Below are 14,793 nucleotides of genomic sequence, written 5' to 3'. Positions count from 1 at the left end.
CGCCCGCCGCTACCCACCCCATGATCGCCCTGATCCAACGAGTCGAGTCCGCACGCGTCGAGGTCGACGACGTCACCGTGGGCGCCATTGGCGCCGGCCTGCTCGCCCTCGTGGCCGTCGAGCCGGGCGACGGCGATACGCAGTGCCGGCGCATGCGGGAGCGCCTGCTGGGCTATCGCGTGTTTTCCGATGCCGAGGGCCGGATGAACCTCGGGCTGGCCGACACCGGCGGCGGACTGCTGCTGGTCAGCCAGTTCACCCTCGCCGCCGATACGCGCAAGGGCATGCGGCCGAGCTTCACCACGGCCGCCGCGCCCGACGACGCCCGCCGCTGGTTCGACCACCTGGTGGCGCTGGCCCGTGAAGCGCACCCAGGGGTGGAAACCGGCCGCTTCGGTGCCCATATGAAGGTGCACCTGATCAACGACGGCCCGGTCACCTTCCGCCTGGAGGTGCGTTGAAGCGCGCGACCGTTGCCCCTTTCGCCTCCCTCACCGACGCGTCCGCCGGGCCAACAGCGCTCGTTCTGGCGCGATTCTTGCGTGTCGGGTTGGAGCCCCATCCACTTGAAAACTGGTCAAAAAATCATCAAATGACTATACTGATCGGTTCCAGTAACCCGCGGCGGTCGGCATGACTAACAAAGCTCACGAGCAACAATCGGAAATCAAGCAACTCATTTCCAAGGGCCTCGAGCAGGGCTACCTGACGTACGCGGAGATCAACGATCACCTCCCCGACGACATCGTCGATCCGGAGCAGATCGAAGACATCATGGCCGTGCTCAAGGGCGTCGGCATCGAGGTGCACGACTCCGCGCCCGATACCGACACCATCAGCGACGGCGCGGCCCCGGGCGCATCGTCCGACGACGAGTCCGCCGCCGAGGAAGCCGTGGCGCTGCTGTCGGCCGTCGACTCCGAAGTGGGTCGCACCACCGACCCCGTGCGCATGTACATGCGCGAAATGGGTACGGTCGAGCTGCTCACCCGCGAGGGCGAAATCGCCATCGCCAAGCGCATCGAAGAGGGCCTCAACCAGGTCCAGACCGCGCTCGCCTCGTTCCCGCTCACCATCCAGCTGCTGCTGGAGGAATACGACCAGCACCTCGAAGGCAAGCGCCGCCTGAGCGAAATCCTCGCCGGCTTCGCCGACGTCGAGGCGGCCGAAGACCAGGCCCAGGCCGCCGCCGCCGAGCTGCCCGAGGTCGAGGCCGATGCCAACGACGACGACGAAACCGACGACGGCACGGCGTCCGACGAGGACGAGGGCCCGAGCGGTCCGGACCCCGAAGAGGTCAAGCGGCGCATGGAAGAACTGCGCTCGCTGCACGGCAAGTTCCAGAAGTCCGCGCCCAAGGCCGAGATCAACGACAAGAAGGTCGCGAAGATCCGCGAGCAGATGTCCGAGGCGTTCCTCAACCTCAAGCTGCCGTCGGCGCTTATCGACAGCTTCGTGCGCAAGTTGCGCGAAGTGGTGAACGACATCCGCCACCACGAGCGCGTGCTCATGGACATCTTCGTCAAGCAGGTGAAGATGCCGCGCGCCGAGTTCCTCAAGAGCTTCCCGTCCAACGAGGGCAACCTCGAGTGGGCTGCCGAGCTGTCGCGCAAGCGCCAGAAGTGGTCGCCGAACATCAAGAACTTCCGCGAAGTGATCGACGCGGAGCAGGAGAAGCTTGCCCAGATCGAGCGCACGCTCTACCTGCCGCTGACGGACATCAAGGAAATCAACCGCGCCATGTCGGTGGGCGAGGCCAAGGCCCGCCGCGCCAAGAAGGAAATGGTCGAGGCCAACCTTCGCCTGGTGATCTCCATCGCCAAGAAGTACACCAACCGCGGCCTGCAGTTCCTCGACCTCATCCAGGAAGGCAACATCGGCCTGATGAAGGCGGTGGACAAGTTCGAATACCGTCGCGGCTACAAGTTCTCCACGTACGCCACGTGGTGGATCCGCCAGGCCATCACCCGTTCCATCGCCGATCAGGCCCGCACCATCCGCATCCCGGTGCACATGATCGAGACGATCAACAAGCTCAACCGCATTTCCCGCCAGATGCTCCAGCAGTTCGGCCGCGAGCCGACGCCCGAAGAACTGGCCAAGGAAATGGAAATGCCCGAGGACAAGATCCGCAAGGTGCTGAAGATCGCGAAAGAGCCGATCTCCATGGAAACCCCGATCGGCGACGACGAGGATTCCCACCTTGGCGATTTCATCGAGGACACCAACGCCAGCTCGCCCATCGAGTCGGCCACGGAAACCGGCCTCATGGAAACCGTCCGCGACGTGCTCGCCGGCCTCACGCCGCGCGAGGCCAAGGTGCTGCGCATGCGCTTCGGCATCGACATGAACACGGATCACACGCTGGAAGAAGTCGGCAAGCAGTTCGACGTGACCCGCGAGCGCATCCGTCAGATCGAAGCCAAGGCCCTGCGCAAGCTGCGCCACCCGAGCCGGTCGGAAACCCTGCGGTCGTTCCTCGACATCGACTGATCGCCATCCGGCAAGAAAAAACGCCCGCGCAAGCGGGCGTTTTTTTGTATCGTGACCGCGAGTCCTGTCGCCTGGCGGGGAGTGCCGTGACCCCTTCGAAAACCTACCCGAGCCGTCGGACGAGCCCACCCCATGGATGAACGGGGTGCGGATTCCGGCCGGGCCACGGCGTTCTTCGCCGCCCTGATCGTGCTGGTGTCGGTGCTGGCGCTGGCCGCACCGGGACAGATCCAGCGCATCGAGCGCGAGCAGGCGTCCGCCTCGCCCACCACGCCGGCGACCCTGCCCGTCGTCGAGGTCTGGCTCAGCACCGCCGACCGTCGACTGAAGCTCGCCCAGCAGCACGACATCCCCATGACCGCGCGTGGATCGCAACCGGCCGACGTCACCGTCGACCTGCGCAAGACCTACCAGACCATGGTCGGTTTCGGCGCGGCGATGACCGACGCCTCGGCCTGGCTGTTGCGCAACAAGCTCAATCCGGCGCAACGCAAGGCGCTGCTCGACGAACTCTACGGGCCGCCGCCGCATCTGAATTTCAACATGATGCGCCTGACGATCGGTTCGTCGGACTTCTCGTTGAATGTCTATACGCTCGACGACATCTTCTTCGGCCAGACCGATCCCGACCTCAAGCACTTCAACATCGCGCCCAACCTCCCCGACCTCGTGCCGGTGGTGCAGGAGGCGCTCGCGATCAACCCGGGCATACGCATCCTCGCCACGCCATGGAGCGCGCCGGCCTGGATGAAGGTCAACACCAACGTGCTCGGCGGCGAACTGTCCGAAGACGACGAGAGCGTCTACGCCGACTACCTCATCAAGTACGTCGACGCGTATCGGCGCCACGGCATCCCGATCTTCGGCCTGAGCCTGCAGAACGAACCGGCGTTCCAGCCGATCACCTATCCCGGGATGCAGATGCCGGCGGCCCAGCGGGCACGCATCATCGCCAACTACCTCGGGCCGCGCCTGGCGAAACGCACGCCACGCACACAGATCCTGGAGTGGGATCACAACTGGAGCCATCCCGAGCAGCCGCTGGAGGTGCTCTCGCATCCGGACGCCGCGCGCTACGTCGACGGCGTGGCGTGGCACTGTTACGAAGGCAACCCCTATAACCAGGGCAAGGTCCACCGCGCGTTTCCCGACAAGGACACGTACATGACCGAATGCTCCGGCGGCGACTGGGCCTCGGCCGCCAACGGCGAACTGATCTGGTTCTCGCGCAACCTGCTGATCGAAAGCATTCGCCAGTGGGCGCGCGGTGTCGTCTACTGGAACCTCGCCCTGGATGAAAACCATGGCCCGCATTTCGGCGGATGCAGCCTGTGCAAGGGCGTGGTGCTGATCGACTCACGCACCGGCGAGGTCAGCCGCAACGACGAGTACTACGCCCTCGCGCACTTCAGCCGCTTCGTGCTGCCGGACGCCAGCCGCGTGCAATCCAACCAGCCGGACAAGGACCTCGCCAACGTCGCGTTCTGGAACGCCACCGACGGCTCGATCGTGCTGGTGATGGTCAACAGCCACAAGGACGCGCGGCATATCGCGATCGCCGAAGGACAGGCGCGCTTCGAGTACACGATGCCCGCGCAAAGCGTGGCGACGTTCGTGTGGATGCCCGATAAAGCCGTGGGCCTGGCGAAGCGGGCGATCTGGTGGGTGAGGCGAGCGCTTTAGCTCGGGCGGCAGGCGACGGCGCCTCCAAAGGGGTTGCCGCAAGGGGGTTCCAGCCCAGCCCTTGAGCCGCGCTTTTTCGTGTTCTCTCGCTATGTTCCCGAACGGCCCTTGCGGGCGCGCTTGGGCGTGGCCGCGACGCCGGGGGCCTGCTTTGCGACAGACGGTTTCGCGGCGGCATGCACCTGCTCCAGCCACGACAGATCATCGACGTACGACAGAAAATGCCGCAGGTAGTCCGGGGACTGTTCACGCATCAGCGCGATGGCGCGATACACCAGCGCAGCGGAGTTGAGCGGCCCCGCTCCGCTGGGCGCGGGCTCATGGGAGAGCCGCAGCTGGCTCTCCGAACGGACCTGCGTCCAGAGGCGCCGGACCTCGTCCAGCAACGGGAGGTCCGGATAGGTCGACGGGCGCGACATCTCGTCGACGAGTTGCCCGAGGGGTCCGCGCGGGCGTGGCGTGTCAGGGCGCATGCGGGGCCGCCGGGGCCGAGGGTTTGGGCACCGGCGCGATTTCCACGCGACGGTTCTTCGCACGCCCCGCGTCGTCGCTGTTGGAGCTGACCGGCTGCTCCGCGCCAAACGCCGCGGCGAACACCGACGAGCGCGGCACGCCTTCGTCGATCAGGGCGCGGGTGACGGTCAAGGCGCGCTGTGCCGACAGCTCGAGGTTGTCGGCGAAACGCCGGTTGCCGTCATGCACCGGCTGGTCGTCGGTGAAGCCGCTGACCATGAGGATGTCTTCGCGCGACGTGAGATAGCGCGTAAGCGGCCCGGCGAGGCTCTTCAGGAGTTCGCGCCCTTCCGGCTGCAGTTGATCCGAATTGAGCGCGAACAGCACGCTGCCGCTGATGCCGATGCGACCGTTGACGAGGGTGACGCGACCGGCCGCCAGGGGCGCCGCCAGTGCCTGTTCCAGCGTCACCCGACGCTGCGCTTCCGCCTGGCGCTGTTTCACGGCCTCGTCGAGCTTGCTCGACAACTGCAACTGCATGCCGATGACGCCGACCAGGATCAGCACGAATGCCCCGAGCAATACCGACATCAGGTCGCCGAAGGCGGCCCAGATCGGTGCGCCCGTTTCGCCGTCGAGATCGATGTCGTCGCTCATGCGCGGGCCTTGCCCGAGGGGCGGCGCTCGGCGAGGTGACGCATGTCGTCGATGATCTGCTTCTGCGACAGCACGCTCAGGTCGACCACTTCGCGCGCCTGCGCAACGTAGTACGCCAGCTGTTCGTCACTGCGCACGAGCGACTTATCGAGCGCGTCGGCGATCTCGCGCAAGCGCTGCATCAAGGCCTCGTTCGACTGCCCGAACTGCTGCACCGCGCCGCCGAAGGCGTCGCCCAGGCTCGCCACGCCGGCGGCACTGGCGGCGAGTTGCTCCGCGACCACGCCCAGCTTGCCGGTTTCCGCTTCCACGTGATCGGTGAAGCGCGTGCCGACGCGTTCGAGCAGATCGGCGGAGGTGCCGATGAGGGCGTCCACGGAGGCGCGCTGCTCGGTCGAGGCGTGGTTCACCGCATCGAGCAGGGTCTGCAGCGTTTCGAGCAGACGCGTGCGCTCTTCAAGCATCGCCGTGTCACGCTGCATGCTGTCGGAGAGCTTCTGGCGCAGTTCGGCGATCACGTCGGCCGCGGCCTTGGGTGCGTCCGACGCCGCGTCGACCAGGCGGGACATTTCGGCGATGGTCGCGCTGGCATGCGTCTGCGTCTGCGCGGCGATGGTCTCGGCCGTCCGTTCGAGCGCATCGCAGATCGCCTGCTGACGACTCGTCGCCTGTTCACCCGCACGCTCCCACTGGTGCGTGAGCGCCGCGGTGGCGTCGGCCAGCGTGTGCGCCCATGCCTTGAGACGATCGTCGTCATGGGCGGCGAGCGTCTCCTGCAGCGCCGCCTGCGAACGATGCAGTTCGGCGATCGCGTCGGCCGCGGCCTTGGGTGCCTGCGCGGCGGCCTCGACGAGGCGCGAGATCTCCGCCGCGGTGGCGCTCGCGTGGGCCTGGGCGTGTGCCGCGATGCCCTCGGCGACCTGTTCGAGGGTGTCGCAGATCGCCTGCTGTCGGCTCGTGGCGTGTTCGCCCGCGCGCTCCCACTGCTGGCTGAGGGCGGCGGTGTTCGCGGACAAGGCGTCCGTCCATGCGTTCAGGCGATCTTCGTCGCGCGTGGCGAGCGTCTGCTGCCACTCGGCCTGCGACGCGTGCACGCTGCGCACCCAGGCGGCGGCCTGCTCTTCCAGGGCCGCCATGACGGCCGCAAGGGCTGTCTGCTGCCGCTCGGCCAGCGCGTCGTTCACGGCCGTCTGCTTGCCGAGCGCGTCGCTCCACGCCGTGGCGGCATGGCTCGCGGACGCATCCAGGCGCGACGCAAGGCTGTCGACCAGGCTCGCCGAGCGTTCGTCGAAGCGCGCGGCGAAGCCGTCCAGCGACTGCCCGAGGTCGTGCGACAGTGCTTCGTTCGTTTGCCGCTGCGCCGCCAGGGCGTCGTGCCAGGCGGTGGTGATGGCAGTACCGTTCGCTTCCCAACCGCGCGCCAGTTGCTCGAACTGACGCTCGACCGCCTGCGAGACCTTCTCATGCAGCGACGCCGTTTCGCGCGCCAGGGCGGCCATCGTGGACTCCACCACCGGTTGCAGCACGTCGCCCGCCAGGCGCGCACTCTCGGCGATACCCGTCGTCATCGACTGCTCGACGGACGAGGCCAGGCGCGTATAGACGGCCTCCGTGTTGGCATGGAACGACGCCTGGTTGGCGACGAGGCGCTCGCTCGCCGTGCGGTTCTGCTGTTCCATGGCGGCCATCATCGACGCCATGCGGTCCATGAGCACCGGCAGGAGGCTGGACTGCTCTTTCAGCAGGCGGAACGACTCCTCGCGCTGGTGGGCCTGCGAGTAGACGCGCAGCCGGGTGGCGATGCTGGTGTCCAGGTCGCGCACCACGTCGCCGCGCTCACGACGGCACAGCGCGGACAACAGGCCCAGCATCGCCGAACTCGCTACGCCCGCGATCGACGTACCGAAGGCAAAACCCAGGCCCTTCACCGGCGCGGCCAACGAGCCGCGGATGGCCTGGAGATCGGTAGCGCTTTCCAGGGCGATGCCGGTGCCGCGCAGCGTCGCCATCATGCCGAGCAGCGTGCCGAGCATGCCCAGCAGCACGAGCAGACCGACCAGGTACGGCGTCAACGTCGGCGCGGGCAAGGCCACCCGCTCGCCCTCCACGCGCAGGCGCACGGCGTGACGCAGGTCGGGATGCAGCCGCTGCAACCAGTCGGGCAGGCCCGGCGTCGCGTCATCGAACTCGCCCAGCGCCCCACGAAGCGAGTCGGTGGCGCGACGGTAACGGACGAGTTCCCACGCGCCGGCGAGATAGCACACGCCGATCAGGCCGGCTACGGCCGCGCCCAGCGGGTTGGACCCGACGTAACCGAGGCCGACCCAGAAGACGGCCGCGAGGCCCAGCGCGAACACGATGGCGAGAAGCGAGTTTCTGATCATGACTTACCCGTTGATACCGCGAAGCGCCGCGAGCAGCCCTTCGACCGGTTGAAAACGCACGTCCAGTTCGGCGAGAAGGACGTCCTGCATGTCCCGCCGGAAGATATCCAGCCACGCGAGGTCGCCCTCGGCGGCGCCCGCGCGCAGGCGCTCGAAGCGATCGCCCAGCAACGTCGGCACGCCCGCCATGAGCCGGTGCTCCCGCGGGCTCAGCGTCGACTCCATGAAGGCGTCGACCTCGGCCAGACGCGCCGCCTCCGGCGAGCCGGCGGCGAGAAGATCGCGCAATCGCCCCCGCAGGCTTCCCGTCGCGGCCTGGATCGCCCGTTGGTGCCGGAGATAACGCGCCCGGAACGCCGCGACGTCCGCCCCGGGCGGCATCTCCCTGCCCCGCTCCGCCTCGATGGCCTCCACCAGCGTGACCCGCGCCTGGGCGCATTCGGCCTCCACCGCGGCATCGAAGGCCCCCACGCCCTCGACGGGCTCGGGCAGCTTGCCTTCCAGCGCCGAAGACAGGCCGATGGCCTGTTTCCAGTCGAGCCACATACCCAACCGATCGGACACCGACCCACCCACCGGAGCAGGATCGGCGTCGGTCAGTCGCGCAAGGAGGCGGACAAACGTCGAACCGCGGACGGATGGCCGTAAAGAGGCTTGCACCATGCTATCTGGCTGAAAAACGACCAGTTTACCTCAAGCGGCCACCCCGCCGGGACCGCGCCCTGCGAAAGATCGCGATGGCCGCGGGCGAACGGGTTTGGGTACACTTCCCGACCCGCAAGGGCCTATAGCTCAACGGTTAGAGCAGGGGACTCATAATCCCTTGGTTCCAGGTTCGAATCCTGGTGGGCCCACCATGCGTACTAAGGGTTTAGAGCGACACGTGCGCGATCCATCAAAGTTTGTCCGGTCTGGCCAATCTTCGATGGATATCCGCCAAGTTTGTCCAGGTGCGAGCATAACTACATACCCTCGACATGCGGCAAGGGGCATTATGTTAATCACATGGAGGCCATTTGGCCGTCGGATCGCGACGGCGTCTCTTCCTGTACTTCTCGTAGGACTGCCAGCCGAATCGCTCTTTGAGAGCAGCTTTTACTGCGAGCCTTGCAGCATGAACTCCGATTCCAGTGTGCTCGACCGTCGCTTCAACCAAACGATCTTGGCTTGAGAACTCTGACGAGGGGTACTGAAATATCGGGCCAGCCAGCAGAAAGTTGAGAGCTTGTTTTCGCGACCGCTGTATTGACTTCCTGCTATTTGCCTTCCGTAGCGCGGAGTACTTCTTGATTAGGTCTGGAAAATGAAAGTTGAGAAACCCCGTAGATACCCCTACTTCGCGGGCTATTTGTCGAAGCGACGGAACTGTATCTAACCCAGCTTCGTTAAGCTCATTTTCTAACCGAGATCTTGCCAAATTAATCAATTCGGCGGCTCTTCGAGGCTTAGCGGAAGAAGGAAGATCAAGCCGAGCGAACTCCAGAAGACACGCAGACTTTGCGGTGCCCTCCGGATCGCTGAGGACATCCGTAGGATTGACACCAAACGCAGCACATCGCCTTAAAAGCGTATCCAATCTAGGTGGCCGACCTTCTCTCGCTAGTTGTGGTCGTCGGGGCGCCTTATAGGCGAACCTCGATATTTTTTTCCCGAGAGGCGATAGATACTCCGCAAAAGTCGTGATGAAGACTCTATAGGCTTCCGGCGCGATCCATAGTTCCCCCATGGATATCTTCATAACAATATCGAGGCACTCGCGCTCATACAGTGGGACCTGCGGGGCCGCCACCCAAGTGTCCGGCGCACTGCGTAGAGAATTCTTGCACTTGCAGCAATGATCCATCGCTCCCAGGTGGTGATAATGCAGCTGAGGCGCATGACAGGTGGGGCAATTCGTAGAGAGGCTGATCTTATGGATCGCGCAACGTTGAATAGCGGGGATGGCCCAAGCGAGTCGATCATAGAATTGCCGGCCATCTCGATACGCTTCGTCCAGGCAGGCAGGGCACCAAGCTCGATTCCAGCGTACGGCACTGTGACCATTCGGATCCAATTCATTCTTGAGAGCGAGCAGTGTCGTTCGCGCAATGGTCTCGGATCCAGTGGCCTCTCGAACGATAGAGACGTACGCCTCAACGTTGGGACCATATCCGCACAGCATGGGGTTTGTGGCGTTGATGACGTTCACTTTTGCTCTGTCGTCATTAGGGTGGCGTTGCCTCCACCAGTGGCGAAGGTGCATAGCGAGCGTATAGACGGACACGTTATGTGCTTGCGCCATTCGGCAAAAAACGGAGCCAAACCCTTCTATTTCGATCGTTTCCAAGCCTAATGGGACGATAGGAAGGTAGTCAGTCGTCGTCATGGATCGATATTTCCATTGCAGAATTTCGATCTGGACTTCTTTCGAACGCCTTTGCTCTTCGGCTTGCTCCCGTCTTTTTCTCCTCTTTACTCGAATCATCACGTGTTTCGCGGACTGGAGAACCCTTGCTCAATTCGAGAGCGGCCTTCCCTTCAGCAATATCCTTGGCAATGGAGGCCTGTTCCTTGGCCGGCGGCGCACTACTAAAAAGTGTGCCTCGGTCTATCGATGACTTCTTTGAGTTGGCTGTTATCTGGGCGCGCCATAACAATTTGTCGAGCAGACCAACTACTCCGTTGGTCATCAGCATGAGGGCCTCAAACTCATCTACCAGAAGTGTGTCCGGCTTCAGCTTTAGGTGTTGGCTGTACGTCTTGAGTATGCGCACCCAGTCACGAACATCGTCCCTACGGCCGCTCTCGTAGTGGCCGAAATCGCAAGTCACAACACGTCCACTAAAGTGTGGGGAATCAAATAACCCCTTATAAGCGATTTCATAGCCACCGCATGCGATCAGGGTCCGATTGATCGCACAGGTGCATTTGACAGATTCGAGGATGGCTGCTCTGAGCTCCGGATCCTTTGTTCTGGTAAGAAGATGGACCTCATCAAGGCAAACGCGGCGTGTATATCTTCCATTGAGGGCGGATTTGAGGGCGACGCGCATGGTCCCTTCATCCCTTCCTTTGGAAGGAAAGTAATGTTCATGTTCATCAAGGGCACCGATGTGCTCATAGATCGGATGCCGAAGAACTTTAAGGAGCTCAAGCCCTAACCACTTCGGCTTGGCTCGTCCGTCCCCGACGGTTTCTATTTGGAGCTCAGCTACTGGAATCGCTCCAGGGCGGCTATCCACGAACGCCCCCTTGAGTTCACGCACAACCTCCTGGAAGACTATTGACTTGCCGCTCTGTGTCGGCCCTAGCAGTAGAATTACAAGTCCTTCGCCTGCGTCGCGACTCATGGGGATAAATATGTCTCTCGCCTCTTCCAAGAGGCGATGACGGATTACACCTTGAGTAACACGAGAGACCTTTTGCATTAGCCTGCGTCGTTCGCGTAGGGCTCGATATCATCAAAGCTAAAAAGCACCCGTTCGGCCCGGGTGTCGCTCGATGCGATGGAAGAACTTTCGCCACCAAGTTGCACTGGATGTGACGATCTCTTCTTCGCGATCTCTTCCAGCTCTTGATTGACGATTGAAGCGGCGCACCGCGTCATCTCGTTTTCTAGTTCCTTGCGGACTGCCCGTAGATCAGAGCGCTCAGCTGTGGCCATTAGGAGGCTTCGCTCGGTCATGGCGAATTGAAGCTTTGCTCGGGAGCTCAGGCAAACCATCCATTTGCCATCTAAGTAGACGTAAACGACGCTGTCCGCATATGGCTCTAGGCGTACGATGAGGTCCTTCTTGTACCCGCGATATGCAGCGAGCCGGGAAGATGTGTACCAGTTGTCGTTCACATGCAGACCGCGTCCCGGCCATAGCGTGTAACCACTGCCGGGAGCTTCGATTGATGTTGCGATAAGAAACCTTAGATCCCATTCGGTAGGGCGGCCACAATGGGGATAGAAGCGCAGTGCGCGTTCCTTCATGGCGTATCTAGACGAGTTTTCTCCTGGCTTTGGAGAATGGTTATAGCCCTGGAAGACGTACGCCTCCAGTACGTTGAATCCTTCTAGGAGCGATAGAGTTGCTCTCTTTTGGGACTTGAAGGATGCCGAGACTGCGCGGGACTTTTCTATGCTTATGCCAAAGCCAGGAAGACCTCGCGCAAATCGCTCTTTGAAGGCGCCAAAGAGACGTTCCACCTCTTGTCCAAAGCGTGGGTCCTCCGGAGGTCTTTCACAGCGAATTACGCCTAACGTTGCAAGCATGACTTGGAAGTGCACGCTTCGGAAATCGCTTCCGCCATCGACAATGATCATTTCCGGAAGTTTGTTGTGGCGCCGCACGCAATCCCGAATCACCATCGTGCACGATCTTCGGCTCGGATTTGCGAAGGAAAGCCATACCGCAAGCACCTCGCCAGAGAATGCATCAACCATCGCCGTCAGCCATGGCCTTGCGACTATGACCTTTCCGTTGACGACACCAACAACAAGAAAGAAATCGCACTTCCAGTGATCAATGTGCGCGACCGCAAAGGGTCGGCTAACGACTAGGGACTTATTCTTCGGGTCGATTGACTCTGAATCAGCGTTCTCAAGGCGCCTACCACCTTTGTGATAGGAATCGCTGCTTCTAAAAGAGGTTCGGTCGAAATAGCTATAGAAGGTCGACCGAACGACCGGCCTGGTGTCGTAGAAACCCAGGTCTTCACGAGCCGAGTCAAACGCCATTTTGTATCGTTCAAAGCACTGGCTGATGCTTGAATGATCCGGGTCACGCTTGCCTTCACGAATGCATGCAGTGAGGTAGGCTTGATGAGCGTTACTGATGCGAAGCTCATGATTTCCACAATTTGCCCACTTCGGCTGAAGCGCGATCAGTTTGCCGTTGCTTCTAGCGAAAGCGCTTCTATGCCTTCTTATAGTTCTCTCGGACAGCAGTTTTCCACGCCTGCCAGTTTTAGATAGGCCTTGTGCCACAAGGAGGCGTGTTGCGACCTCGAGTGCGTAGTGCGGATCTATAACTTCATCGTCATCAAGCACTGAAGTATCGAGATGAAGCGTCATGCCAGCGCTGGCTTCCTGCGCAGTGCGCGCCAAGCTTGGATCAACAGAGACCCACACGCTAGCTGGATCTGAGAGCGTGACGTTGTCTAGGTCGGCAAATAGTTCGCCTGAGCCAATCAGCTGTAGTATGGGTGTCGCATCCGTATCGCCCACCCGTTCCAAAATATCCGCAAGAAGCATTGTCTTCTCATCCTGCAGGAGTTGCATGAGACCAATGCGCGCCTTGCGATATCTCTTCGTATCAGGAACGTCTCGGACGGAGTTCAGGATTCCAAGATTGTCCGCTCGAATGGTGTTGAATGCGCTGTTTGGTATGACGACATGGTCGATGCCCATCGCACCAAAGAGGCGTTCCGCTGGAAGGTAACGATAGCAACCTTCTTCGATTTGCCAATCTTGTGGCCTAGATTTGATCAGCTGGGATAGTTCGCCGTCTGTCTTGAGTTCGATCGCGCAGACACGCGACTCGTACACGACAAGGTAATCAGCTGTGTACAGCGTTCTCGTCTGCCGCCCTCGACAATCAGTAATTTCGACTTTTACTGTTATCGGTTGATCGAATACCGCAACCACGTCATTACGACGATCCAGTTCCAGCAGAAAGCAATACTCGCCTGTCAATGATTCGGCCTGTAACACCGCGTGGACACAGCGCATAGGCACTTCCAAGATCAGATTGCGACGCCTCTTCCGGCCAACTTTGCGGCTTGGCGGTGAATCGCGCACATCAAGAACATACTGAGTTCCGGCAGCTGTCAGGCCAAGAAGATCAAGTTGTTCTCTCGAAACGACATTCGGAGTCATTGGCAACCACCTCCACGCTGGTGCGCCGAACATGGATCCGTAGCAACGATCCGCCAGGCCGAATTGCTTGAAGCGGAATGTCTCTCTTTATGTGGCTGCGCGCAATATTTAGAAAATCGTGACGACGGCTTTTGAATTTTTCCTGTAATTCGTCGTTAGAAATCTATCTTTTTGGTCCCGCCAAGCCTCATGGGTGGCACAGGAAGGCAGCAATGCTATCTACGGCAATCACTACGGACACGACCTATGCTTGAATAGCTGCGTCTTCAGAAAACTCACCACTCCAGATTGAGGTGCGCACGTGTCCGATCAGAGCGATAAAATTAGGCGTGGTACGCGCGGGGCAGCGTTAAGTCCGGAAGACATCGATGCGCTAAATGATTGTGCGAGACGTTTTACGATTCCGATCGAAGATCTTGCCCTGGCTTTAGCTATCGATGATCCTCGTTCAGAGCAGCCGATGGCCTCCCGCTCGATACGAGTGTTCTTGGATGATGTCGATCGGGTGGTGCTTGCAGCTGAAGAGATATCGTGCGACCGCTCTAAAACAGTTGCCTGGCTGAGACAGCCGCTCGTGGCTTTTGATGGCCAGACGCCCCTGTTTCTTACCGCTCATGGTCGCGCAACTGACCTTCTGGAGTATCTAAGCTCAATTCAGTCGGGTTTCGCCGGCTGAATGATGTATCTAACAGTGGTTGCGGTTCATGTACGCTGCCCGCAACGCTTGCGCGTCAACCAATGCATGGTGACGCCTTAGCGCTTGATCTCGATTGCTAGACCACCACCTTTCAACGTCTGCTCTGAGTTCGTCACATAGGCGCCACTCGAGGCCGAGCGGCAGTGGCCCGCTTGGATCAGGAACCTCAAATCCATCAATTACATATTGGCATAGGCTGCGATCAGCACCGAAGTCATACAGTATTCGCGGGCTATCGATGTCGGCGAGAAACTCACGAAGAGCGCGAGTCATATCAGCGTCGCTTTTGGCTGATGCACCGCGTTCCAGCAGGGGATACACCACCGTCCTGGTCCAAGGAATCGGGTCAGAGGGTAGAGGATCGCGCTCCGCGTAGAAAATTTTCTTCCCATTTAGGGAGATGAGTGCGATTGAAACAAGTTCGGATGCAAGGGTGTCTGCCCATTCGCAGTCGAGAAAGAGGTCCATAGTCGGAATCCTGCAGTTCGGTTTATCGACGCGACGATCAACTATGTCGAATTGACAGTGGAATGGCGTGTCTAAATCAAGAACTAATGAATGCAACTGAAGGAAGAAGATCT

The 14,793-nt window shown here is 61.0% G+C and carries 12 protein-coding genes and 1 tRNA gene; 5 read left to right on the top strand and 8 right to left on the bottom strand.

The annotated features are described in order from the left end of the window. Window positions 1-20 precede the first annotated feature (20 nt). From dtd to PI246_RS11340, 3 genes are all read left to right on the top strand, one after another. Window positions 21-461, top strand: coding sequence for a D-aminoacyl-tRNA deacylase (dtd, locus tag PI246_RS11350; protein ID WP_320551407.1), 441 nt, complete (start codon window positions 21-23; stop codon window positions 459-461). Between the two features lie 172 nt (window positions 462-633). Next, window positions 634-2,493: an RNA polymerase sigma factor RpoD gene (rpoD, locus tag PI246_RS11345; protein ID WP_320551406.1), complete on the top strand. Its 1,860-nt coding sequence runs from the start codon at window positions 634-636 to the stop codon at window positions 2,491-2,493. 132 nt (window positions 2,494-2,625) lie between these two features. Further along, the gene (locus PI246_RS11340; RefSeq protein ID WP_320551405.1) at window positions 2,626-4,176 is read left to right on the top strand and encodes a glycoside hydrolase family 30 protein; all 1,551 of its coding nucleotides are present in this window, start codon (window positions 2,626-2,628) and stop codon (window positions 4,174-4,176) included. 89 nt (window positions 4,177-4,265) lie between these two features. Here the strand turns inward: PI246_RS11340 and PI246_RS18560 are convergent, their stop codons facing one another. The 4 genes from PI246_RS18560 to PI246_RS11320 are packed head-to-tail and all read right to left on the bottom strand — an operon-like array spanning window position 4,266 to window position 8,333. Next, complete coding sequence (locus tag PI246_RS18560; protein ID WP_407069807.1) at window positions 4,266-4,649, bottom strand: DUF2894 domain-containing protein; 384 nt, start codon at window positions 4,647-4,649, stop codon at window positions 4,266-4,268. Continuing rightward, entirely contained in the window at window positions 4,639-5,286 is a 648-nt protein-coding gene (locus PI246_RS11330; protein ID WP_320551404.1) for an OmpA family protein, read from the bottom strand. The genes PI246_RS18560 and PI246_RS11330 overlap by 11 nt, the downstream gene beginning before the upstream one ends. Continuing rightward, on the bottom strand, window positions 5,283-7,670 hold the full coding sequence (locus tag PI246_RS11325; protein WP_320551403.1) for a DUF802 domain-containing protein: 2,388 nt from the start codon (window positions 7,668-7,670) through the stop codon (window positions 5,283-5,285). Before PI246_RS11325 ends, PI246_RS11330 begins: the two co-directional genes overlap by 4 nt. Window positions 7,671-7,673: 3 nt before the next feature. After that, window positions 7,674-8,333: a DUF3348 domain-containing protein gene (locus tag PI246_RS11320; RefSeq protein ID WP_320551402.1), complete on the bottom strand. Its 660-nt coding sequence runs from the start codon at window positions 8,331-8,333 to the stop codon at window positions 7,674-7,676. Between the two features lie 118 nt (window positions 8,334-8,451). Between PI246_RS11320 and PI246_RS11315 the strand changes: the two genes are divergently transcribed. Continuing rightward, window positions 8,452-8,527, top strand: a tRNA-Ile gene (locus PI246_RS11315). A gap of 140 nt (window positions 8,528-8,667) precedes the next feature. Here PI246_RS11315 and PI246_RS18490 read toward each other — a convergent pair. From PI246_RS18490 to PI246_RS11305, 3 genes are all read right to left on the bottom strand, one after another. Beyond that, complete coding sequence (locus tag PI246_RS18490) at window positions 8,668-10,035, bottom strand: TniQ family protein (protein ID WP_369335411.1); 1,368 nt, start codon at window positions 10,033-10,035, stop codon at window positions 8,668-8,670. Then, a complete protein-coding gene (locus PI246_RS11310) occupies window positions 10,022-10,915 on the bottom strand; it encodes a hypothetical protein (protein WP_320551401.1) in 894 nt (297 codons plus the stop codon). Before PI246_RS11310 ends, PI246_RS18490 begins: the two co-directional genes overlap by 14 nt. 161 nt (window positions 10,916-11,076) lie before the next feature. Continuing rightward, on the bottom strand, window positions 11,077-13,515 hold the full coding sequence (locus tag PI246_RS11305; protein ID WP_320551400.1) for a DDE-type integrase/transposase/recombinase: 2,439 nt from the start codon (window positions 13,513-13,515) through the stop codon (window positions 11,077-11,079). A gap of 301 nt (window positions 13,516-13,816) precedes the next feature. Between PI246_RS11305 and PI246_RS11300 the strand changes: the two genes are divergently transcribed. Next, window positions 13,817-14,191 carry an antitoxin Xre/MbcA/ParS toxin-binding domain-containing protein gene (locus PI246_RS11300; RefSeq protein ID WP_320551399.1) on the top strand — a complete coding sequence of 125 codons (375 nt, stop codon included), beginning with the start codon at window positions 13,817-13,819 and terminating at the stop codon, window positions 14,189-14,191. 9 nt (window positions 14,192-14,200) lie between these two features. Here PI246_RS11300 and PI246_RS11295 read toward each other — a convergent pair whose 3' ends face one another. Then, window positions 14,201-14,680 (bottom strand): 3'-5' exoribonuclease, encoded by a 480-nt coding sequence (locus PI246_RS11295; RefSeq protein WP_320551398.1) that lies wholly within the window; start codon window positions 14,678-14,680, stop codon window positions 14,201-14,203. Window positions 14,681-14,793: the final 113 nt, after the last annotated feature.

This window comes from Luteibacter sahnii (assembly GCF_034063545.1).
Lineage (GTDB): Bacteria > Pseudomonadota > Gammaproteobacteria > Xanthomonadales > Rhodanobacteraceae > Luteibacter > Luteibacter sahnii.
This window is presented reverse-complemented; position numbering and strand designations above follow the sequence as displayed.